The organism is Shinella sp., assembly GCF_052438155.1.
Classification (GTDB): domain Bacteria; phylum Pseudomonadota; class Alphaproteobacteria; order Rhizobiales; family Rhizobiaceae; genus Shinella.
Genome location: NZ_JBQVPI010000010.1, coordinates 192,065 through 212,576 on the forward strand (window position 1 = coordinate 192,065; position 20,512 = coordinate 212,576).

Here is a 20,512-nt window from a genome sequence, read left to right on the forward strand (position 1 = left end):
TCCTCCTCCAGGAAAGGGTGACCGGGCGGGGCTCCCCTCCCCGCCCGGTCAGGCCGTCGTCATGCGACGGCGTGGTTCGCCATGCGCTCCAGCGCCGTGACGAGACCTGAGTGATCGAGGCCCGCATCGCCGTGGGCGGCGCACTGGTTGAAAAGTTCCTGCGTCGAGGCAGTGTTGGGCAGCGAAACGCCCAGTGCCTTGGCGCCCTGGAGGGCCAGGTTGAGGTCCTTCTGGTGCAGCGAGATGCGGAAGCCAGGATCGAATGTACGCTTGACCATGCGGTCACCATGAACTTCGAGGATGCGCGAGGAGGCAAATCCGCCCATCAGTGCTGCGCGAACGCGGGCCGGATCGGCGCCGGCCTTCGAGGCGAAGACGAGAGCTTCGGCAACCGCTTCGATGGTGAGGGCCACGATGATCTGGTTGGCGACCTTGGTCACCTGACCGTCACCGCAATCACCGACGAGCGTGATGTTCTTGCCCATCAGCTCGAAGAGCGGCAGGGCACGGTCAAAGCTCTCCTGCGAACCGCCGGCCATGATGGAGAGCGAGGCGTTCTTTGCGCCGACTTCGCCGCCCGAGACCGGGCCATCGACATATTCGGCGCCGGTCGCACGGACCTTCTTGGCGAATTCCTTGGTCTCAATCGGCGAGATCGAGCTCATGTCGATGACAAGCTTGCCGGCCGAAAGGCCATAGGCGACGCCGTTCTCGCCGAACAGCACGTCCTGCACTTCCGGGGTGTCGGGCAGCATGAGGATGATCGTGTCGACGGTCTCGGCCAGCGCCTTCGGGCTGTCGACGATCTGCAGGCCGTTATCGACCAGGTCCTTGTGCGGCGGGATGAAGAACTTCGAGGTGACGACCGTGTGGCCGGCGTTCTGCAGATGGCGCGCCATGGGGGTGCCCATGATGCCGAGGCCGATGAAACCGATATTTGCCATGAACTAAACTCCCAATCTTGAAACTATTTGCTTGTTTTGCGCAATTCCGGACGCAAAACCGCTGGAATTGCTGTGCTCAGCGGCCGACTTCGGCCAGCCAGCCGAGGCCTTCCTGCGTGGTGGCGCGCGGCTTGTATTCGCAGCCGATCCAGCCGTCGTAGCCGAGCGCATCGAGCGTCTTGAACACGAAGGGATAGGCGATCTCACCGGTGCCCGGTTCGTTGCGGCCCGGATTGTCGGCCAGCTGCACGTGGGTGATCCTGGCCTGGTGCTTCTTGAACGTGCCGATCAGTTCGCCCTCGGTGCGCTGCTGGTGGTAGAGGTCGTACTGGATGAACAGGTTGTCGCTGCCGACTTCCGCGATGATCGAGGCCGCCTGGTCCGGCGTGTTCAGGTAGAAACCCGGAATGTCGAAGCGGTTGATCGGCTCGATCAATAGCTTGATGCCGTGTTTGCCGAGCTCGGTCGCCGCAAGCTTCAGGTTGGCGACGAAGGTCGAGCGCAGCACGCTGTCCGGCACGCCGGCAGGCGCAATGCCCGACAGGCAGTTGACCTGCTTGCAGCCGAGCGCCGTCGCATAGTCGATGGCCTTGGCCACGCCCTGGCGGAACTCGTCGACACGGTCCGGCAGGACCGCGATGCCGCGTTCGCCGCCGGCCCAGTTGCCGGCCGGCAGGTTGTGCAGCACCTGGGTCAGGCCGTTTTTGTCCAGTTCGGCACGGATTGCATCCTTGTCGAAATCATAGGGGAAGAGATACTCGACCCCTTCGAAGCCGGCCTTGGCGGCCAGCGCGAAGCGCTCCATGAAGGGCGCCTCGTTGAAGAGCATGGTCAGGTTGGCCGCAAATTTCGGCATATTATCTCTCCTCAATCCAGCAGAGCGAACGTGGCGGTCGGGGCGTCTTCGCCGCGTTCGGCAAGCTCCTCGAACTCGACGACGGCATTGATATCGGCGCCCATGGCGATGTTGGTGACGCGCTCGAGGATGAACTCGATGACGACAGGAACCTGGTGTTCCTTCATCAGCGCCTGCGCCGTGGCGAAGGCTTCCTGGAACTCGTTGGCACTGCGCACCCGGATGGCCTTGCAGCCGAGACCTTCCGCAACCGCGACGTGGTCGACACCGTAGCCGGCTTCCGAATCCGCCGTGGCATTGATGTTGTCGAAGGCGAGCGAGACTTCGAAGTCCATGTTGAAGCCGCGCTGGGCCTGGCGGATGAGGCCGAGATACGAGTTGTTCACGACGACATGCAGGTAGGGCAGCTTGTGCTGGGCGCCGACGGCCAGTTCCTCGATCATGAACTGGAAGTCGTAGTCACCCGACAGAGCGACGATCGGACGATCCGGGTCGGCGGCACGAACACCGAGCGCTGCCGGCAGCGTCCAGCCGAGCGGACCGGCCTGGCCGCAATTGATCCAGTTGCGCGGCTTGTAGACATGCAGGAACTGCGCGCCGGCGATCTGGGACAGACCGATGGTCGAAACGTAGCAGGTGTCGCGATCGAAGGCCTTGTTCATCTCTTCGTAGACGCGCTGGGGCTTCAGCGGCACCTGGTCGAAATGGGTCTTGCGCAGCATGGTGCGCTTGCGCTCGCGGCATTCCTCGGCCCAGCCGGACCAGTCGCGCAGCTTGCCGGCAACCTTCCACTCCGTCGCAACGTCGAGGAAGACTTTGAGTGCTGCGCCCGCATCCGAGACGATGCCGAAATCAGGCGTGAAGACGCGGCCGATCTGGGTCGGTTCGATGTCGACGTGAACGAAGGTGCGGCCTTCCGTGTAGGTCGAGACATTGCCGGTGTGGCGGTTGGCCCAGCGGTTGCCGACGCCGAGAACGAAGTCGGAGGCGAGCATCGTCGCATTGCCGTAGCGATGCGAGGTCTGCAGGCCGCACATGCCGGCCATCAGCGGATGGTCGTCGGGGATCGTGCCCCAGCCCATCAGCGTCGGGATGACCGGAACGCCGGTGATTTCAGCGAATTCGACGAGCAGGTCCGAGGCATCCGCATTGATGATGCCGCCACCGGCAACGATCAGCGGGCGTTCGGCCGCGTTCAGCATGGCGAGCGCCTTTTCGGCCTGGACCCGCGTCGCGGCCGGCTTGTAGGGCTCGAGCGGCTCATAGGCATCGATATCGAATTCGATTTCGGCGAGCTGGACGTCGATCGGCAGGTCGACCAGGACCGGGCCGGGACGGCCCGAACGCATGGTGTGGAACGCCTTCTGGAAGACGTAGGGAACCAGGCCCGGCTCCATGACGGTGACCGCCCATTTGGTGACGGGGGCTGCGATCTTCGCAATATCGACCGCCTGGAAATCCTCCTTGTCGAGGCGGGCGCGCGGCGCCTGGCCCGTGATGCAGAGGATCGGGATCGAATCGGCCTGCGCCGAGTAAAGGCCGGTGATCATGTCGGTGCCGGCCGGACCGGACGTTCCGATGCACAGGCCGATATTGCCGGCACGGGCTCGGGTGTAGCCTTCCGCCATATGGCTTGCGCCTTCGACGTGACGGGCGAGAACATGGCGGACCGTGCCGCGCGCCCTCAGCGCCGAATAGAAGGGATTGATCGCTGCACCCGGAACACCGAAGGCACAATCGATGCCTTCCTTTTCCAGAACCAGTACCGCAGCATCGACAGCACGCATTTTAGCCATGGGATTTCCTCCGTCTCTTGGGATGGAAGGTAGCGCATTTATGATCCGGCGCAATCACAAAATGGAAATCAATCCCATCAGATGGAAATAAACATTTTCAACAAAACTGGAACAATCGACGCGGGCCGGCTATGTCATGACTGCGGCGGACAGGAGAAATGACATGGCAGACCATCAGGAAAAGACGCGGGGCAGGCCGGGGCGCAAACCGGCGGAAAACGCGGTGGCCTCCTCCGTGCAGGTGCTGGATCGCAGCCTCAAGCTCTTGGAGCTGGTGGCACAGGCGGATGGCGCTGCCCTGACGGATCTTGCCGACCAGTCCGGCATGGCGCCCTCCACGGTGCACCGGCTGCTGACCTCGCTTGCCCAGCACGGCATGGTCACCCATGACGGCGAGACGGGCGCCTGGACGATCGGCGTCAAGGCCTTCGAGATCGGCACCGCCTATCTGCGCTTCCGCAAGCTTGGCACGATCAGTCGGCCGTTCCTCAAGCAGTTGATGGAAGGCTGCGGCGAGACCGCCAATATCGCCATCGAGGACGACGGCGACGTGGTGTTCATCTCGCAGGTGGAGAGCCATGCGCCGATGCGCGCCTTCTTCCGCCCCGGCCGGCGCGGGCCGATCCATGCCTCGGGCATCGGCAAGGCCATCCTCTCGACCTGGCCGGACGCCCGCATCGAGGCGCTGCTGGCCGGCCGCACCCTGCAGCATTTCACCGACAAGACGCGCGATTCCGTGCCGACGCTGCTCGAGGATATTGCAAGGATCCGCATCCGCGGCTGGTCGATCGACGACGAGGAGCATACGCTCGGCATGCGTTGTGTCGCAGCCCCGATCTTCGACGAATATGGTGAGGCGGTCGCCGGCATTTCCGTGTCGGGGCCGGCGGTGCGGCTGCCCGACAGCAAGGTCGATGCCTTCGGCCCGGTTGTTTGCGCGGCGGCGGAAGGGCTGACCAAGGCGATGGGCGGGCGGGCGAAGCGCACTTGACTTTAAAGCCTCATCGGCCAGTCTACGCGGCGTAGTCACGAAAGGATTTGCCGATGATAGCCAAAGCCCGTTTTGCCATCGCCGCCTTCGCACTTCTTGCAGCAAGTCCCGCTGTTGCAAAGATTCCGCTCGTCAACGCCACCTGTCCCGGCAACATCGAAGTTCATGCCGACGAGGGCGGGCCGATCTATTTCAATGGTACGGAAGCCAAGCTGCACGTCTTCAACGACAACTATTACGAGGCCAAGGGCCACGGGGTGACGATTTCGCTCTCGATCAACCCGGATGGTTCGCCCGCCGTTTCCTATACCGGACACGGCGGCGCGAATGGTGTCTGCACCCTCAAATAGTCAGGCGTTTTCGAGCGGGCGGCTTGCCGCAGCCGCACGCTTGGCCGCCTTGCCCTTCATGGGCTTGCCGGCGACATAGACTTCCGCCACGCAGCGGTCATCACCCATGGTCTGAAGGATGAAGAGTTCTTCGGCGAGCGAAGTGGCCGTCTGCATGCGGTATTCCATCGCCGACTTGCCGCTGGAGTCGAGCACGACGATATCCGCATCCGCGCCCGCATGCAGCGAGCCGATATGGTTGTCGAGGCCGAGCGCGCGGGCATTGCCGAGCGTCATGCGGTAGAAGGAGGCGAACGGCGTCAGCCGCTGGCCTTGCAGGTGCAGCACCTTGTAGGCCTCGTCCATCGTTTCCAGCATGGAAAAACTCGTGCCGCCGCCGACATCGGTCGCAACCGACCAGCGGGCGCCAAGCTTGTCGAACCGGTCGCGATCGAACAGGCCCGAGCCGAGGAAGAGGTTCGAGGTCGGGCAGAAGACGCCGACGGCACCGCTCTCGGCGAGAACCGAAATTTCGCGGTCGCTCAGATAGATGCAATGGCCGAGCAGCATGCGGTCGTTCAACAGGCAGTAACGGGCATAGATGTCCGTATAGTCCTTCGCCGCCGGATAGAGCGAGGTCGCGAAGGCGATCTCGTCGCGGTTTTCCGAAAGATGGGTCTGGACGTAGCATTCCGGATGTTCGGCAACGAGCGCCTGGCTCATCTCCAACTGCTCCGGCGTCGAGGTGATGGCAAAACGCGGGCTGATCGCATAATGCGCGCGGCCACGGCCGTGCCACTTTTCGATCAGGCGCTTCGTCTCGTCATAGCCATGCTGCGGCGTATCGCGCAGCGCGTCCGGCGCATTGCGGTCCATCATCACCTTGCCGCCGATCATGCGCATGCCGCGCGCTTCGGCCGCCGAGAAATAGGCCTCGACGCTTTCCGGATGCACCGAGCAATAGGCGACGGCGGTCGTCGTGCCGTTGGACAAAAGCTCGTCCATGAAGCGATCCGCCACGGCCGCCGCATGGGCGGGGCGCGAAAACTTCTGTTCTTCGACGAAGATATAGGTGTTCAGCCATTCGAGCAGCTGGGCGCCATAGGAGGCGATCGCCTGGGTCTGCGGGAAATGCAGATGCGTGTCGATCAGGCCGGGCAGGATGAGGTTCGGACGGTGGTCCGCAATCTCGACTTCGGCACCGGCACGCTTGCTGACATCCGCGTAGTCGCCGGCCTCGACGACCTTGCCGCCCCGCACGAACACCGCGCCGTCCTCGAAGTAGCGATAGGATGCGGTGTCGTCGATGCCCTGCGGCTCATTGACGAAGGTCAGTACACGGCCACGGATCAGCAGTTCGCTCATTGGGTTTTCTCCCCGCTCACAGCGCTTTCGTACCAGGCGACGAAGAGCTTGCGCTCCTCGTCCGAAACCTGGGTGACATTGGCCGGCGGCATGGCGTGCGACCGGCCGGCCTGCAGATAGATTTCGCGCGCATGGTTGGCGATGTCGCCATCCGTCTCCAGCACGACACCCTTCGGCGGCACGACCATGCCTTCCCAGCCGGGTTCCTTGGCGTGGCACATGGCACAGCGGCCAAGCACCGTGTCACGCACCTTCGGGAAGGCTTCCGCCGTGATGAACGGCTGCTGGACAGCCGAGACCTTGGCATCGGCCGTCTCGCCCGTCAGAACCTTCGGCACCGTGGAGAGCCACATGATGAGCACGAAGAGCAGCGCCGTTGCCAGCCAGGTCCAGGTCGGATTGCCGGCATTGGCGGATGTGGTGTTGAAATAGTGGCGGATCGTGACGCCCATCAGGAAGACCAGCGAGGCGATGATCCAGTTGAATTCCGTGCCGAAGGCCAGCGGATAGTGATTCGACAGCATCAGGAACAGCACGGGCAGCGTCAGGTAGTTGTTGTGCGTGGAGCGCTGCTTGGCGATCTTGCCGTATTTGGGATCGGGCGTGCGGCCGGCGATGAGGTCGGCAACGACGACGCGCTGGTTCGGCATGATGATGAAGAACACGTTCGCCGACATGATCGTCGCCGTGAAGGCACCGAGATGCAGGAAGGCGGCGCGGCCCGTGAAGAGCTGCGTGTAACCCCAGGCCACCGCGACCAGGATGAAATACAGCGCCACCATCAGCCGCGTGTTGTCATTGCCGAAGGGCGACTTGCAGATCAGGTCATAGATGATCCAGCCGAAGCCCAGCGACGCGAGCGAGATGGCGATTGCCACCGGCTTCGAGACGTCGAGCACGTTCGGGTCGATCAGGTATAGATCGGCCCCGGCATAATAGACCAGACAGAGCATGCCGAAACCGGAGAGCCAGGTGGCGTAGCTTTCCCACTTGAACCAGACGAGGTGCTCGGGCATCGCGGCCGGCGCGACCAGGTATTTCTGGATGTGGTAGAAACCACCGCCGTGGACCTGCCACTCCTCGCCATGCGCGCCCGGCGGCAGGTCGGGATGTTTCTTCAGGCCCAGGTCGAGCGCGACGAAATAAAAGGACGAGCCGATCCAGGCGATCGCCGTGATGACGTGCAGCCAGCGGACGGCAAACATGAGCCAGTCCCAGGCAATGGCGTATTCGTACATAGGGGCCTCCACCCATTTTCCATGGGCTTGTTTGCCATCAAGTGATTTTCGCGGAAATCCCGGTGAATCCCCAACACTTTCAAAAAAATCTATAAGATCGCCCCCACTTTGATCTGCACGCCAATGTGGTAGAAGAAACCATGTCCTATCTCGATAATGTGCGTGTCTTCGTTCGCGTGGTCGAACTCGGTACCCTCTCGGCGGCAGGGCGCGACCAGCGCGTCACCCCCGCAGTCGCCAGCAATCGCATCAAGGAACTGGAACGCCATCTCGGTGTGCGGCTGTTCAACCGCACGACGCGAAAACTCTCGCCGACCGAACACGGCCGGGTGTTCTACGATGGTGCTGTGAAGATCATCGAGGCGGTGAACGAGGCGGAAGCGGCGATCGCCGATCTCTCGCGCAACCCGAAGGGCTCGCTCAGGATCACCGCACCGCTCGGCATCGGCCGGCGGCTCATCGCCTCGGGCATCCCGGAATTCCACGATAGATACCCGGATATCGAAGTGCGCGTGCGCCTGTCGGACCACAATGTCGATATTCTTGCGGAAGGCGTCGATGTCGCCTTCAAGCTCGGCGTGCTGGAGGATTCGAACCTGCGCATGCGCGGCATTCTCAATTGTGAACGCGTGCTCTGTGCGTCACCGACCTATCTCGCCCGCCGCGGCACACCGGCGAACGCCGACGCACTGATCGCCGACAAACACGACTGTCTGCTGCTGCGCTATCCCGGCTCGAAGGAATATTACTGGACGCTGGTGACGGCGGACGGCCCGCGCAAGTTCGAGGTCGCCGGCCCCTATGACAGCGACGACGGCGATGTCTTGACCCAATGGGCGCTGGAGGATCGCGGCATCATCAACAAGCCGCTGTTCGAGGTGAAGGCCCATCTGAAAGAAGGCCGCCTGGTGGAAATCCTGAAGGACGCGCCGCCGGCCGCCGTGCAGCTCGCGGCGATCTATCCGCACAAGCGCTTCCAGGATCCGAAACTGCGCCTGATGATCGATTTCATGGCCGAGCGATGTCAGCGGCTGATCGGCAAGCTGCTCGCAGACGAGCCTGCGGCCGAAACGTCTACCGGCTGACCGCCACGGGACGCTCCGCCCTGGCGGCAACCCAGGTCAGCGCCGCCGTCATGATCTCCGCCGCGGCAAGTGTTGCGATGACCGCCGGCCGCTTGTCCTTCACCGCCGTGCCGCCGATCGGGCAGACCAGATTGGAAAACAGGTCTGGCCGGTCGATTTCGCGCGCCAGCCAGTTGCGGAAGGTCGTGCGCTTGGTCTTCGAGCCGATCATGCCGACATAGGCCGCATCCTCCCGCCGCAATGCCTCGGCGGTGATGAGGAAATCGAGTGCGTGGTCGTGGGTGAGGATGACGAAACTGCTGCCGGCCGGTGCATCGCGCACCACGGCCTCCGGCATCGCCGTCAGGCAGGTTTCGATGCGCGGCACCGTGCAGGCGACGAGTTCATCCTCGCGCGTATCCACCAGCACGACGCGCAGCGGCGCAAGCGACAGCGCCATGGCGAGTGCATCGCCGACATGGCCCGCGCCGAAGACATAGACATGCGGCCGCGACGCCATTTCCCGATCGCTGCGCGTGACAAGGTCCCTTGCCAGCGCTGGGTTCAGCGCCGTGAAGGAAAGTCCCACCCGGCCGCCGCAGCACTGGCCGATCTCCGGCCCGAGCGGCACGCTCATCGGTTCGGCGGCAAGGCCGGAACGCAAGGCCCGGCGTGCCTGGTCGATTGCCATATATTCCAGCTGCCCGCCGCCGATCGTCGCGAAGATCGCCCGCTCCGACACCAGCATCCAGGCATCGGTGTCGCGCGGCGTGGAGCCCGCGGCACCCGTCACTTCGACCAGGATCGCCCCCGGTTCGCGGCGCAGAAAGTCCCGGATGTCTTCGCGGACGGCCGGCATCGTCTCACCCCTTCTTCTGGGCTTTCAGCCGCTCGATCGCCATCAGCACGCATTCAGGCGTGGCCGGGGCATCAAGGCGCGGGCAGATCTTATGGTCCGCCACGCTCGCTACCGCATCCGACAGCGCATGCAGCACGGCAAGGCCGAGCGGCAACGGCGGCTCGCCGACCGCCTTGGAGCGATGGATCGTCGGCTCATAGGCCTCCGACCAGTCGGTCAGCGCGACGTTGAAGATCTTCGGGCGATCCGAAGCGAGCGGGATCTTGTAGGTGGAGGGCGCGTGCGTGCGAAGCCGCCCCTTGCCGTCCCACCACAGTTCCTCCGTGGTGAGCCAGCCCATGCCCTGGATGAAGCCGCCCTCGATCTGGCCGATATCGATGATCTTGTTCAGCGAACGGCCGGTATCGTGCAGGATGTCGGTGCGCTCGACGATGTATTCGCCGGTCAGCGTATCGACGGAAACCTCCGAGCAGGCCGCGCCATAGGCGTAGTAATAGAAGGCATGGCCGCGGCCCTTGGACCGGTCCCAGTGGATCTTCGGCGTCTTGTAGAAACCGGCGGCCGAGAGCTGGACGCGGGCCATATAGGCCTTCTTCACGAGGTCGTTGAAGGAGATCTCGACTTCGCCAATGCGCACGCGGTTGGGCAGGAACACCACCTGCTCGCGCGGCACCTGATGGCTTTCGGCGGCAAAATCGATGAGCCGCTCCTTGATCTGGCGCGCGGCATCCTGCGCCGCCATGCCATTGAGGTCGGCGCCGGAAGATGCGGCGGTCGGCGAGGTGTTCGGCACCTTGGCCGTCGTCGTAGCGGTGATTTTCACCCGGTCGAGATCGATCTGGAATTCTTCCGCCACCACCTGCGCCACCTTCAGGTGCAGGCCCTGGCCCATTTCCGTGCCGCCATGGTTCATGTGCACGGAACCATCCGTATAGACATGCACCAGCGCGCCTGCCTGGTTCGACTCGGTCTTGGTGAAGGAGATGCCGAATTTCACCGGCGTCAGCGCCAGGCCGCGCTTGACGACACGGCTCTTCGCGTTGAACTCGGTGATCGCCTTGCGGCGACCGGCATAGTCCGCGCTTTCCTCCAGTTCCGCGACGATGCGCTGGATGATGCAGTCCTCGACCTTCTGGTGGTAGGGGGTGAGGTTGCGTGTCCCCTCGACACCCATGGCGTCATAAAAATTCAGCTTGCGGATTTCGAGCGGATCCTTGCCGACGGCAAAGGCCACTTCGTCGATGACGCGTTCCGCGCCCACCATGCCCTGCGGACCGCCGAAACCGCGGAACGCCGTATTCGACACCGTATTGGTGTAGAGCGGCGCCGACTTGGCCAGCACATGCGGGAAGAAATAGGTGTTGTCGCAGTGGAACAGCGCCCGGTCGCCGACCGGCCCCGAAAGGTCCGCCGAAAAACCGGCGCGCAGCGCAAACATATACTCGATGCCGAGAATGCGGCCCTCGTCGTCGAAGCCGACGTCGTAGTCGATGGCGAAATCATGCCGCTTGCCGGTCGCGACCATGTCCTCGTCGCGGTCGAGCCGCACCTTGACGGCGCGGTTCAGCTTCTTGGCAGCGATGGCGGCAATCGCCGCGCACTGGTTCGCCTGGGTTTCCTTGCCGCCAAAACCGCCGCCCATGCGGCGCACCTCGACCGTCACCGCATTGCTCGGCACGCCGAGCGCATGCGCGATCATGTGCTGCGTCTCGCTCGGCCCCTGGGTCGAGCAATAGACGAGAACCTCGTCATCCTCGCCGGGAACGGCAAGCGAGATCTGGCCTTCAAGGTAAAAATGATCCTGCCCGCCAAGCCGCATACGACCCTTGACGCGGCGCGGGGCGCTTTCAAGCGCGGCTGCCGCATCCCCCCGTTTCAGGGTGAGCGGGGTCACGACCTGCCGGTGGGTCTTGACGTCGAGATCCCAGATATCGATATCGGCCGGCAGTTCCTCATAGTCGATCTTTGCCAGCCGCGCGGCCCGGCGGGCCTCTTCACGCGTCTCGGCAATCACGCAGAAGATCGGCTGGCCATGAAACTCGACCTTGCCGTTGGCGAATACCGGGTCGTCGTTCATGTTGGACGGCGAGATGTCATTGACGCCGGGCACGTCCGCATGCGTCAGCACGTCGACGACGCCGGGTGCCGCGCGCACCGCCGAAAGATCGATGGACTTCAGGATGCCATGAGCGACGGTGGAAAGCCCGAGGCCGGCATGCAGCGTGCCCACAGGTTCCGTGATGTCGTCGATATAGACGGCGGTGCCGGCAACATGCTTGTGCGCGGAATCGTGGCGCACGCTGGAATGGACGCCGCCTTCAATCTTTTCAGCCTTGAGATCAGGGGTGTGCTTGTTCATGGCTCACGCAGCCTCGTATCTGGACACCTGAGCGGGTGCATCGCTGGATGTCGTTTCCATAAAGAACCGCAGAAGCAGGTTTTTCGCCACCAGCGCGCGGTATTCGGCGGTGGCACGCATGTCGGTCAGCGGCGCATAGTCTTCCGCGTACTTTTCCATAGCCGCCTCCACCGTCGCTTCCGTCCAAGGCTTGCCTAGGAGCGCTTTTTCGACCGCAAACGCCCGTTTCGGCGTCGCCGCCATGCCGCCATAGGCGATGATGATCGCAGCCACCGTGCCATCGGCGGAAAGCGCCAGACGGAAAGCGCCGAGCGTTGCCGTGATGTCCTCGTCGCGGCGCTTGGTCACCTTGTGGACGGCGAATTTTTCGCCCGCCGCGGGAACCGGCACATGTACGGATTCGACGAATTCGCCGGGCTGGCGGTCCTGCTTGCCATAGGCGATGAAGAAATCCTGGAGCGAGATGGTGCGCCGAACCGTGCCCTTGCGCAAGGTGAGTGTCGCGCCCAGCGCAATCAGGGCCGGCGGCATGTCGCCGATCGGCGAGCCGTTGGCGATGTTGCCGCCGATCGTGCCCATGTTGCGCACCTGCTGGCCGCCGATGCGGTTGATCAGCGGGCCGAGGGCCGGAATGTGCTTCGAGAGCGTGGCGATCGCCTCGCTATAGGTGACACCGGCGCCGATGGAGATCGTACCGTCCGTCACCGCAATGGATTTAAGCTCGTCGAGCCCGGCAATGAAGACCACCGGCGTGATGTCACGCATATGCTTGGTGACCCAGAGGCCGACATCGGTGGAACCGGCGACGATGGTCGCGGTCGGCGACGCCTCCAGAATGGCAGCGAAATCATCGAGGTCGGCCGGCACGACGAACCGGTGCTTGCCCTCGCCCATCTCGACGCGGGCGCCGTCATGCAAGGCTTTCAGGCGCGCGATCATCGTTGCACGCTCCGTGAGAAGCGGGTCCTTCTCCGTGCCGGCATAGCTGGAAATGGCGCGCGCAGCGCGCAGGATCGGCTCGTAGCCGGTGCAACGACAGAGATTGCCCTGCAGCGCCGTCTCGATCTGCTGATCGCTCGGATTGGGCACCTGCATCCACAGCGCATAGAGCGACATAACGAAGCCCGGCGTGCAGAAGCCGCATTGCGAGCCGTGAAAGTCCACCATCGCCTGCTGCACCGGATGCAGCTTTCCGTCCCGGGCAGCGACGTGCTCGACGGTTACGACATGACAGCCATCCAGCGAGCCCATGAAGCGGATGCAGGCATTGACACCCTCATAGACAAGCTGGCCCTCCGGGGTCAGCCGGCCGACCAGCACCGTGCAGGCGCCACAGTCGCCCTCCGCACAGCCTTCCTTGGTGCCCGTGAGCAGGCGGGAGAGGCGCAGCCAGTCGAGCAGCGTGTGGTCCGGCGCGACGTCGCGAAGAACAACGTCCTGGCCATTGAGAATGAAGCGCAGTTCGGAGCGGATTTTTGCGGCGGCCATGGGTTTAGCTCCCGCGATAGGTGGAATAGCTGAAGGGCGAGACGAGCAGCGGCACATGGTAGTGCGCGCCCTCATCGGCAAGACCGAAGCGGATCGGGATGATATCGAGGAACAGCGGGCCATCACCGGTGCGGCCGAGGTAATCGCCGGCATGGAAGCGCAACTCGTAGGTACCCACCTTCATGGTCTCGCCCGAAAGAAGCGGCGCATCGCAGCGGCCGTCATCGTTCGTCTCGGTGGTCTTGATCAGGTGAAACGTCTCGCCCTCGACCCGGTAGAGATCGATGCGCACCCCTTCCGCCGGCTTGCCGCGCGCGGTGTCCAGAACGTGGGTCGTGAGCCGCCCGGCTCCCTGGCGATGAGACTGCATGTTTTCCTCCCGAGCACAGCGCTCCTCCTTCCACTATCTGTCAGGCGCATTCCCCTGAAAAGCGGCAGTATCGTTCGAGACTTTCAAATTTTCCTGAGAAATGGCGCGGGGGATTTTCGGGTTAGACATTTGCCATCGAAAAGCGTTTGGAGGAGCGTCCCATGCGATATTGCCGTGACATGCACGGATACGGAGAGAACCCGCCCAAGGCCGCATGGCCGGGCGAGGCGCGCGTCGCCGTGCAATTCGTGCTCAACTACGAGGAAGGCGGCGAAAACTGCGTGCTGCATGGCGATGCGGCATCCGAAGCCTTCCTGTCGGAAATCGTCGGCGCGGCGCAATGGCCGGGCCAGCGCCACTGGAACATGGAATCGATCTACGAATATGGTGCACGCGCCGGTTTCTGGCGCCTGCAGCGGCTGCTGACGGAAAAGAACGTGCCCGTCACGGTCTACGGTGTCGCCACGGCACTCCAGCGCTCGCCCGCCCAGGTCGCAGCGATGATCGATGCAGGCTGGGAAATCGCCTCGCACGGTCTCAAATGGGTCGAGCACAAGGACATGCCGGCCGAGGAGGAGCGCGCGGCGATCGCCGAGGCGATCCGCCTGCACACGCTCGTCACCGGCGAACGGCCGCGTGGCTGGTATACCGGCCGCTGTTCGGTGAACACGGTCGACCTCGTCGCCGAAGAAGGTGGCTTCGACTACATCTCCGACACCTATTCGGACGACCTGCCCTACTGGTACGAGCACAATGGTCGCCAGCAGCTCATCATTCCCTATACGCTTGACACCAACGACATGCGCTTCGCCACCCCGCAGGGTTTCAACAGCGGCGACCAGTTCTTCAGCTACCTGAAGGATTCTTTCGACGCGCTCTATGCGGAAGGCAAGGCAGGTAGCCCGAAGATGATAAGCATCGGCCTGCATTGCCGCCTGGTTGGCCGGCCGGGTCGCGTCATGGCGCTCGCCCGCTTCATCGACTACGTGCAGAGCCACGACAAGGTCTGGATCGCGCGGCGCGTCGACATTGCCGAGCACTGGGCAAAGACCCATCCGCCGCGGCCCGCTACCGAGCGCCCGTCGCAGATGCCGGAAGCGGCCTTCGTCGACCGCTTCGGCGATATTTTCGAGCATTCCCCCTGGGTCGCCAGACGCGCCTGGGCGGGCGAACTTTCGCCGGCGAACGATACCGCCATCGGCCTTGCCGCAGCGCTGACCTTCCAGTTCCGTGCGGCCAGCGAAGAACAGCGCCTCGGCGTGCTCGTCGCGCACCCGGACCTTGCCGGCAAACTGGCGCAGGCAAAACGTCTGACGGCAAGCTCGACCGACGAACAGGCCTCTGCCGGTCTCGACGCGCTGACCGATGAGGAGCGCACGCGCTTCACCGAGCTGAACACCGACTACGTGAAAAAATTCGGTTTCCCGTTCATCATCGCTGTGCGCGACAACACGAAAGCCAGCATCCTCGCCGCCTTCGAAAAACGCATCGCAAACGACCGCGACACGGAATTCGCCACCGCCTGCAAGCAGGTCGAGCGGATCGCAGTGCTGCGGCTCAAAGCGCTGTTGCCGAGCTGAGCGACGGGCCATGTCGACCGCCGCCCTGCCCGCCTTCGCGCGCGGAACGATCAATCTCGCCTCGGCAGGCCTCGGGGCGAGGGGTCTCTTCGCGACGGACGAGTTCTACGGGCCGCTGTCGCGCATGCTGGCCGACGAGCCTGCCGTCTACCATCCCGGCCGTTACGACGAAAACGGCAAGTGGATGGACGGCTGGGAAACACGCCGGCGACGCGGACCGGGCCACGACCATGCCATCATCGCGCTGGCAAAACCCGGCAGCATCCGCGGCTTCGACGTCGATACGGCCTATTTCACGGGCAACTACCCGACGGCCTGCACCATCGAAGGCTGTTACGCGCCGGATGCGCCGGACGATACGACCGAATGGACGGAACTGCTGCCGGCAAGCCCGCTCGGGCCGGGCGCCCAGCATTTCTTCGACTGCGCTTCGGGCGGGCTCTACAGCCATGTGCGGTTGCGCATCTATCCCGACGGCGGGGTGGCGCGGCTGCGTGTCTATGGACTTCCGGCGCTCGACCCGGCCGAAGGGCCGATCGACCTCGCTTCCGCCCTTTCCGGCGGCCAGGTCGTGGCACTTTCGAACGGGCACTATGGCCATCAGCGCTTGCTCGCACCCGGCCGTGGCGTCAATATGGGTGACGGCTGGGAGACCAGCCGCCGCCGCGAGCCAGGCTACGAATGGATCGTGGTCAAGCTTGGTGCACGAGCGACGGTGGAAAGCATCGTCGTCGATACCGCCCATTTCAAGGGCAACTACCCGGATGCCTGCTCCATGCAGGCCGCCGACCTGACCGGCACGACGGGGGACCTCCCCACCCTTGTCACCGCCGCGTCGATGTTCTGGCAGGAAATCCTGCCCGAGCAGAAATTGGCAGCCGACCGTATCCACACGTTCGACGGCCATCTCGTGAAACAGGCGGGTGCTGTGACGCATGTCCGTCTGAACATCCATCCGGACGGCGGCATCAGCCGTCTGCGCGTTTTTGGCCGAGTGGCCGAGGGAGGAAAGACATGAAGACCATCGAAATCAGAGAACTCACCCGCGAGGCCTTCGCGCCCTTCGGCCAAGTCATCGAGCAGGACGGCGCGCACAATTTCCCGATCAATGCGGGCAAGTGCACGCGCTACCACGACCTCGCCAATATCGAGACGACCGGCGAAAAAGCCCGTCCGATGATCAGCCTGCTGCGCGGCGAACCCTATCCGCTGCCGCTGGAACTGAAGATGGTCGAGCGTCACCCGCTCGGCAGCCAGGCCTTCATTCCGCTCGGCGAAAGCCCGTTCCTCGTCGTCGTCGCCGAGGAAACGGAAAACGGCCCGGCTGAGCCGATCGCCTTCCGCACCGCACCCGGCCAGGGCGTCAATATCGGCCGCAACATCTGGCACGGCATTTTGACGCCGCTCGAAACGGTGTCCGACTTCGCCGTGGTCGACCGTGCCGGCGAGGGCGTGAACCTCGAAGAGCATTTTTACGACGAAACCTTCCTGATCCGCTGATCCATCCACCGGGGACGCGGATCCGCCGGCCCGCCTCCACGGGCCGGCACTTCTTTGCCTTCCTTGACAAATTTTCTTGTCAATGGAATCCTGCGGCATGCTCGACCTCGACATCATCGATACACCGGCCGCCGCGATGCTCGCCCTCGATCCGATCAAGGCGCGCCTGCTTGCCGAGCTTTCGGTTCCCGCCTCCGCGGCCGCCCTTGCCGGCCGGGTCGGCCTGACGCGCCAGAAGGTCAACTATCACCTGAAGGCGCTGGAAGAGCAGAAGCTGGTACAACAGGCCGAGGAGCGCCAATGGGGCGGCATTACCGAGCGCCTGATGGTGGCGACGGCGCGCGCCTATGTCGTCTCCCCCGCAGCACTTGGCCCGCTCGATGCCGATCCTGCCATCCACGGCGACCGGCTCTCCGCCAGCTATCTTCTTGCGCTCGCCGCCCGCATCGTGCGGGAAGTGGGCGCGCTCTGGCGCAGTGCGCGGGCAACGGACAAGCGACTGGCGACCCTCTCCATCGACACGACGATCCGCTTCGCCTCACCGGCCGACCGTTCAGCCTTCACCGCCGATCTGACCCACGCGGTCGCAGCCCTCGCCGCCCGCTACCACGACGATACGACCCCGGGCGGCCGGCCGCACAGGCTGGTGGTCGCCGCCTATCCAGCCCCTCCAGAAACCGAAAGGAAACACGATGCCGACGAAATTTGACGCCAGCGGCAAGCGCTGGGTGGAAATGGAATTTCTCGTGCCCGGCACGCCGGATCAGGTCTGGCAGGCCATGGCGACCGGGCCCGGCAACACCGCCTGGTTCACCCGCGCCGAGATCGAGGAAAGGATCGGTGGCCAACTGACCTTCCAATTCATGCCGGGTGTCGCCTCCGGTGGAACCGTCACGGGTTGGGAGCCACCACACCGCTTCGGCTATGTCGAAGTGGGCTGGGCCGAAAACGCCCCGCCGATCGCCACCGAAATCTCCATCGTCGCCCGCTCCGGCGACCAGTGCCTCGTGCGCATGGTGCATTCCCTGTTCAGCACGACGGGTGACTGGGACGACCAGATGGAGGGCTTCGAATCCGGCTGGCCAGGCTTCATCGAGGTGTTGCGGATCTACCTCGCGCACCATGCGAGCCACAATGCCAGTTCGTTCCAGCTCACAGCGGAGACGAAGGGCGACGCCCTCGTCGTCTGGCGCAAGCTGCTCGACGGGCTCGGCCACGAAACGGCCGATGTCGGTGAGAACTGGACCGTCGAAGCCGGCGAAACATGTTTCGGCGAGATTGTTTCCGTGCGGCAGGACGCGGCGCAGCGCTACGTGCTGATGCATATCCACGGAGAAGTGCCGGGCGTCGGCCTGTTCGGCATCTATGGTGCTGGCGAGACGATCCGGCTCAGCGTCTGCCGCTTCTTCTACGGACCGAAGGCCGACGAGACCGCCGCGGCGAGCGAGCCGCAATGGCAGGCCTGGCTCGACGGCATTGCCAAGCCCTGAAACGAAAACGGGCCGCGCTCACTGCGCGGCCCGTTCCTTTATGGCAAACTTCCTATTCCGCGAAGAAAGCGAAGCGGATGACGAAGAGCACCGCGACGATCGCCGTCGCCGGATGGATCTGCTTCCACTTGCCGGTGAACAGCTTCAGCACGACATAGCTGATGAAGCCGAAGGCAAGACCGTTGGCGATCGAATAGGTGAAGGGCATGGCGAGCGCGGTGAGCGCTGCCGGGGCCGCTTCCGTCAGGTCTTCCCATTCGACTTCCGTCAGTTCCCGCATCATCAGGCCGGCCACGTAGAGCAGCGCCGGTGCCGTTGCATAGGTCGGCACGGAGCCGGCAAGCGGCGAGATGAAGAGGGCGGCGAGGAACAGGATGGCGACGGTGAAGGCGGTGAGGCCCGTGCGCCCGCCGGCCTGTACGCCGGATGCGCTTTCGACGTAAGCCGTGGTGCTGCTCGTACCGATCAGCGAACCGGCGACGATCGCCGTGCTGTCGGCGAGAAGCGCGCGGCCGAGGCGGCTCTTCTTACCTTCCTGGATGAGATTGGCGCGCTTGGCGACGCCGATCAGCGTGCCGGTGGCGTCGAACACTTCGACGAGCACGAAGACCAGGATGACATGCAGCAGGCCGCCATGCAGCGCGCCCATGATGTCGAGCTGCAGGAAGGTCGGCATGATCGACGGCGGTGCGGAGACGACACCCTGGAACTGGCTGACGCCGGTGATCCAGGAGAGGATCGTCACGGCGAGAATACCGATCAGGATCGCACCCTTGACCCGCAGCGCATCGAGCACGGCGATGATGAAGAAGCCGAGGATGGCCAGCAGCGGACCGGTCTCCTTGAGGCTGCCGAGGCCGACGAGCGTTGCCGGGTTGTCGACGACGATGCCGGCATTCTTCAGCGCGATGATGCCGAGGAAGAGGCCGATACCGGAAGCGATGGCGCTACGCAGCGAATGCGGAATGCCTTCGATCAGCCAGCTGCGCACCCCGGTCACCGTCAGGATGACGAAGATGAGGCCGGAAATGAACACCGCACCCAGCGCCTGCTGCCAGGTGAAGCCGAGGGCCGCGACGACGGTGAAGGCGAAGAAGGCGTTGAGGCCCATGCCAGGCGCCATGCCGATCGGCCAGTTGGCGACAAGCGCCATGACCAGCGAGCCGAGGGCCGCGGCCAGACAGGTCGCGACGAAGACGGCATCCCGGTCCATGCCCGTCGTCGACAGGATGTCCGGGTTGACGAAGATGATATAGGACATGGTGAGGAAGGTCGTGAGACCCGCGATCACCTCTGTGCGCACGGTGGTACCGTGCTCACTCAGCTTGAAAAGCCGTTCAAACATGTTTTCTCCCCCTGGCGCGCCAGCGGCTGCGCCGTGCGAAACTTCCGGGTCAAAGCTCCTCCAGCCACCCGGCCCCGACCGACGCTTCGCGCTGCGAACCGTCGCCCACGCGGATTTCCCGCGCCCGCGCGCCGCTGTCCGCCGGAAGCCGGCCGCGGTTGATCACAGTTTCGTTATAATGCTTGTTTGAGCGGAATTTTGCCAGCCGGGCATTTCCCCGAATTTTAGCGAAACTCTTTCATGATTCTTCCGATGGGAAGCACACTTTGCCTGATCCGCAGACGGCCTGCGTCACTCGCAGACGTCGACCCACGCACCCTGAACAAGCCCCACCAGGCGCTCCGGCGCAATGCGCACAGCCGCATTCGTGGCACCGGCGGCCGGGACGACCTCGTCGAAAGGCCGAAGCGACACATCGCAATAGACCGGCACGGGCGAAGGCAGACCGAACGGACACACACCGCCGACCGGGTGGGAGGTCACGGCCAGTACCTGTTCCGCATCGAGCATGCGGGGTTTTGCCGCAAAACGATCCTTGAATTTCCGGTTTGAGAGACGCGCCGTGCCGGCTGCGACCAGCAGGACGATCTCCTCGCCGACCCGCAGGCAGATCGTCTTGGCGATCTGCTCCGGTGCCACCCCATGTGCCTCGGCGGCCAGCGTCACGGTCGCCGAGCTCTGCTCGGTGACGAGCACCGCGATATCGGGGGCGTGTTCTGAAAAGAAAGTGCGGACGGATTCGAGCGACATGGTATTTTCATAACCAGTGACACCGCCGTTGCGCAAGAGGGAGCTTGCAAAGCGGTTGCAGGCTATGTTTGGTTCCGCCCAGCCGGAACGCAAAAAGCCCTCCTTGCGGGAGGGCTTTGTTTGATTTGGTTGCGGGGGCAGGATTTGAACCTGCGGCCTTCAGGTTATGAGCCTGACGAGCTACCGGG

General features: G+C 63.8%; 19 protein-coding genes. 8 read left to right on the forward strand and 11 right to left on the reverse strand.

What is annotated here, in order from left to right; genetic code table 11:
- Positions 1-59: 59 nt before the first annotated feature.
- The 3 genes from ACT6VE_RS19505 to gcl all read right to left on the reverse strand — a co-directional run bounded on the left by ACT6VE_RS19505 (position 60) and on the right by gcl (position 3,596).
- The gene (locus tag ACT6VE_RS19505; RefSeq protein ID WP_444800172.1) at positions 60-944 is read right to left on the reverse strand and encodes a 2-hydroxy-3-oxopropionate reductase; all 885 of its coding nucleotides are present in this window, start codon (positions 942-944) and stop codon (positions 60-62) included.
- Positions 945-1,020: 76 nt separating this feature from the next.
- On the reverse strand, positions 1,021-1,800 hold the full coding sequence (gene hyi / locus ACT6VE_RS19510; protein WP_444800173.1) for a hydroxypyruvate isomerase: 780 nt from the start codon (positions 1,798-1,800) through the stop codon (positions 1,021-1,023).
- Positions 1,801-1,811: 11 nt separating this feature from the next.
- Positions 1,812-3,596, reverse strand: coding sequence for a glyoxylate carboligase (gene gcl / locus ACT6VE_RS19515; protein WP_444800174.1), 1,785 nt, complete (start codon positions 3,594-3,596; stop codon positions 1,812-1,814).
- A gap of 163 nt (positions 3,597-3,759) precedes the next feature.
- On the opposite strand from gcl, the gene bhcR reads away from it, so the two are divergent.
- Positions 3,760-4,587, forward strand: a complete 828-nt coding sequence (gene bhcR, locus ACT6VE_RS19520; protein ID WP_444800175.1) for an HTH-type transcriptional regulator BhcR — start codon at positions 3,760-3,762, stop codon at positions 4,585-4,587.
- A 53-nt stretch (positions 4,588-4,640) separates the two neighbouring features.
- A complete protein-coding gene (locus ACT6VE_RS19525; protein WP_444800176.1) occupies positions 4,641-4,937 on the forward strand; it encodes a hypothetical protein in 297 nt (98 codons plus the stop codon).
- On the opposite strand, the gene guaD is transcribed toward ACT6VE_RS19525, so the two are convergent.
- On the reverse strand, positions 4,938-6,281 hold the full coding sequence (gene guaD / locus ACT6VE_RS19530) for a guanine deaminase (protein WP_444800177.1): 1,344 nt from the start codon (positions 6,279-6,281) through the stop codon (positions 4,938-4,940).
- Positions 6,278-7,519 (reverse strand): urate hydroxylase PuuD, encoded by a 1,242-nt coding sequence (locus ACT6VE_RS19535; RefSeq protein WP_444800178.1) that lies wholly within the window; start codon positions 7,517-7,519, stop codon positions 6,278-6,280. Before ACT6VE_RS19535 ends, guaD begins: the two co-directional genes overlap by 4 nt.
- A gap of 140 nt (positions 7,520-7,659) precedes the next feature.
- Here ACT6VE_RS19535 and ACT6VE_RS19540 point away from each other — a divergent pair, with 140 nt between their 5' ends.
- Entirely contained in the window at positions 7,660-8,604 is a 945-nt protein-coding gene (locus ACT6VE_RS19540; protein ID WP_444800179.1) for a LysR family transcriptional regulator, read from the forward strand.
- Here the strand turns inward: ACT6VE_RS19540 and xdhC are convergent.
- The 4 genes from xdhC to uraH are packed head-to-tail and all read right to left on the reverse strand — an operon-like array spanning position 8,594 to position 13,659.
- The gene (gene xdhC / locus ACT6VE_RS19545; RefSeq protein ID WP_444800180.1) at positions 8,594-9,442 is read right to left on the reverse strand and encodes a xanthine dehydrogenase accessory protein XdhC; all 849 of its coding nucleotides are present in this window, start codon (positions 9,440-9,442) and stop codon (positions 8,594-8,596) included. The two genes, ACT6VE_RS19540 and xdhC, sit on opposite strands and share 11 nt — an antisense overlap.
- A 4-nt stretch (positions 9,443-9,446) precedes the next feature.
- Positions 9,447-11,801, reverse strand: coding sequence for a xanthine dehydrogenase molybdopterin binding subunit (gene xdhB, locus ACT6VE_RS19550; protein ID WP_444800181.1), 2,355 nt, complete (start codon positions 11,799-11,801; stop codon positions 9,447-9,449).
- A gap of 3 nt (positions 11,802-11,804) precedes the next feature.
- On the reverse strand, positions 11,805-13,289 hold the full coding sequence (gene xdhA, locus ACT6VE_RS19555) for a xanthine dehydrogenase small subunit (RefSeq protein ID WP_444800182.1): 1,485 nt from the start codon (positions 13,287-13,289) through the stop codon (positions 11,805-11,807).
- 4 nt (positions 13,290-13,293) lie between these two features.
- Positions 13,294-13,659, reverse strand: a complete 366-nt coding sequence (gene uraH / locus ACT6VE_RS19560) for a hydroxyisourate hydrolase (protein WP_444800183.1) — start codon at positions 13,657-13,659, stop codon at positions 13,294-13,296.
- Positions 13,660-13,820: 161 nt separating this feature from the next.
- Between uraH and puuE the strand changes: the two genes are divergently transcribed.
- The 5 genes from puuE (at position 13,821) to ACT6VE_RS19585 (ending at position 18,229) form a co-directional block, all read left to right on the forward strand.
- The gene (gene puuE / locus ACT6VE_RS19565; RefSeq protein ID WP_444800184.1) at positions 13,821-15,239 is read left to right on the forward strand and encodes an allantoinase PuuE; all 1,419 of its coding nucleotides are present in this window, start codon (positions 13,821-13,823) and stop codon (positions 15,237-15,239) included.
- A gap of 10 nt (positions 15,240-15,249) precedes the next feature.
- A complete protein-coding gene (gene alc, locus ACT6VE_RS19570) occupies positions 15,250-16,257 on the forward strand; it encodes an allantoicase (RefSeq protein WP_444800185.1) in 1,008 nt (335 codons plus the stop codon).
- Entirely contained in the window at positions 16,254-16,739 is a 486-nt protein-coding gene (locus ACT6VE_RS19575) for an ureidoglycolate lyase (protein ID WP_444800186.1), read from the forward strand. Before alc ends, ACT6VE_RS19575 begins: the two co-directional genes overlap by 4 nt.
- 97 nt (positions 16,740-16,836) lie before the next feature.
- A complete protein-coding gene (locus tag ACT6VE_RS19580) occupies positions 16,837-17,448 on the forward strand; it encodes a winged helix-turn-helix domain-containing protein (RefSeq protein ID WP_444800187.1) in 612 nt (203 codons plus the stop codon).
- Positions 17,432-18,229, forward strand: a complete 798-nt coding sequence (locus ACT6VE_RS19585; protein ID WP_444800188.1) for an SRPBCC family protein — start codon at positions 17,432-17,434, stop codon at positions 18,227-18,229. The genes ACT6VE_RS19580 and ACT6VE_RS19585 overlap by 17 nt, the downstream gene beginning before the upstream one ends.
- A 52-nt stretch (positions 18,230-18,281) precedes the next feature.
- Here ACT6VE_RS19585 and ACT6VE_RS19590 read toward each other — a convergent pair whose 3' ends face one another.
- Positions 18,282-19,574 carry an NCS2 family permease gene (locus ACT6VE_RS19590; RefSeq protein ID WP_444800189.1) on the reverse strand — a complete coding sequence of 431 codons (1,293 nt, stop codon included), beginning with the start codon at positions 19,572-19,574 and terminating at the stop codon, positions 18,282-18,284.
- Between the two features lie 291 nt (positions 19,575-19,865).
- Positions 19,866-20,324, reverse strand: coding sequence for a YbaK/EbsC family protein (locus ACT6VE_RS19595; RefSeq protein ID WP_444800190.1), 459 nt, complete (start codon positions 20,322-20,324; stop codon positions 19,866-19,868).
- Positions 20,325-20,512 lie beyond the last annotated feature (188 nt).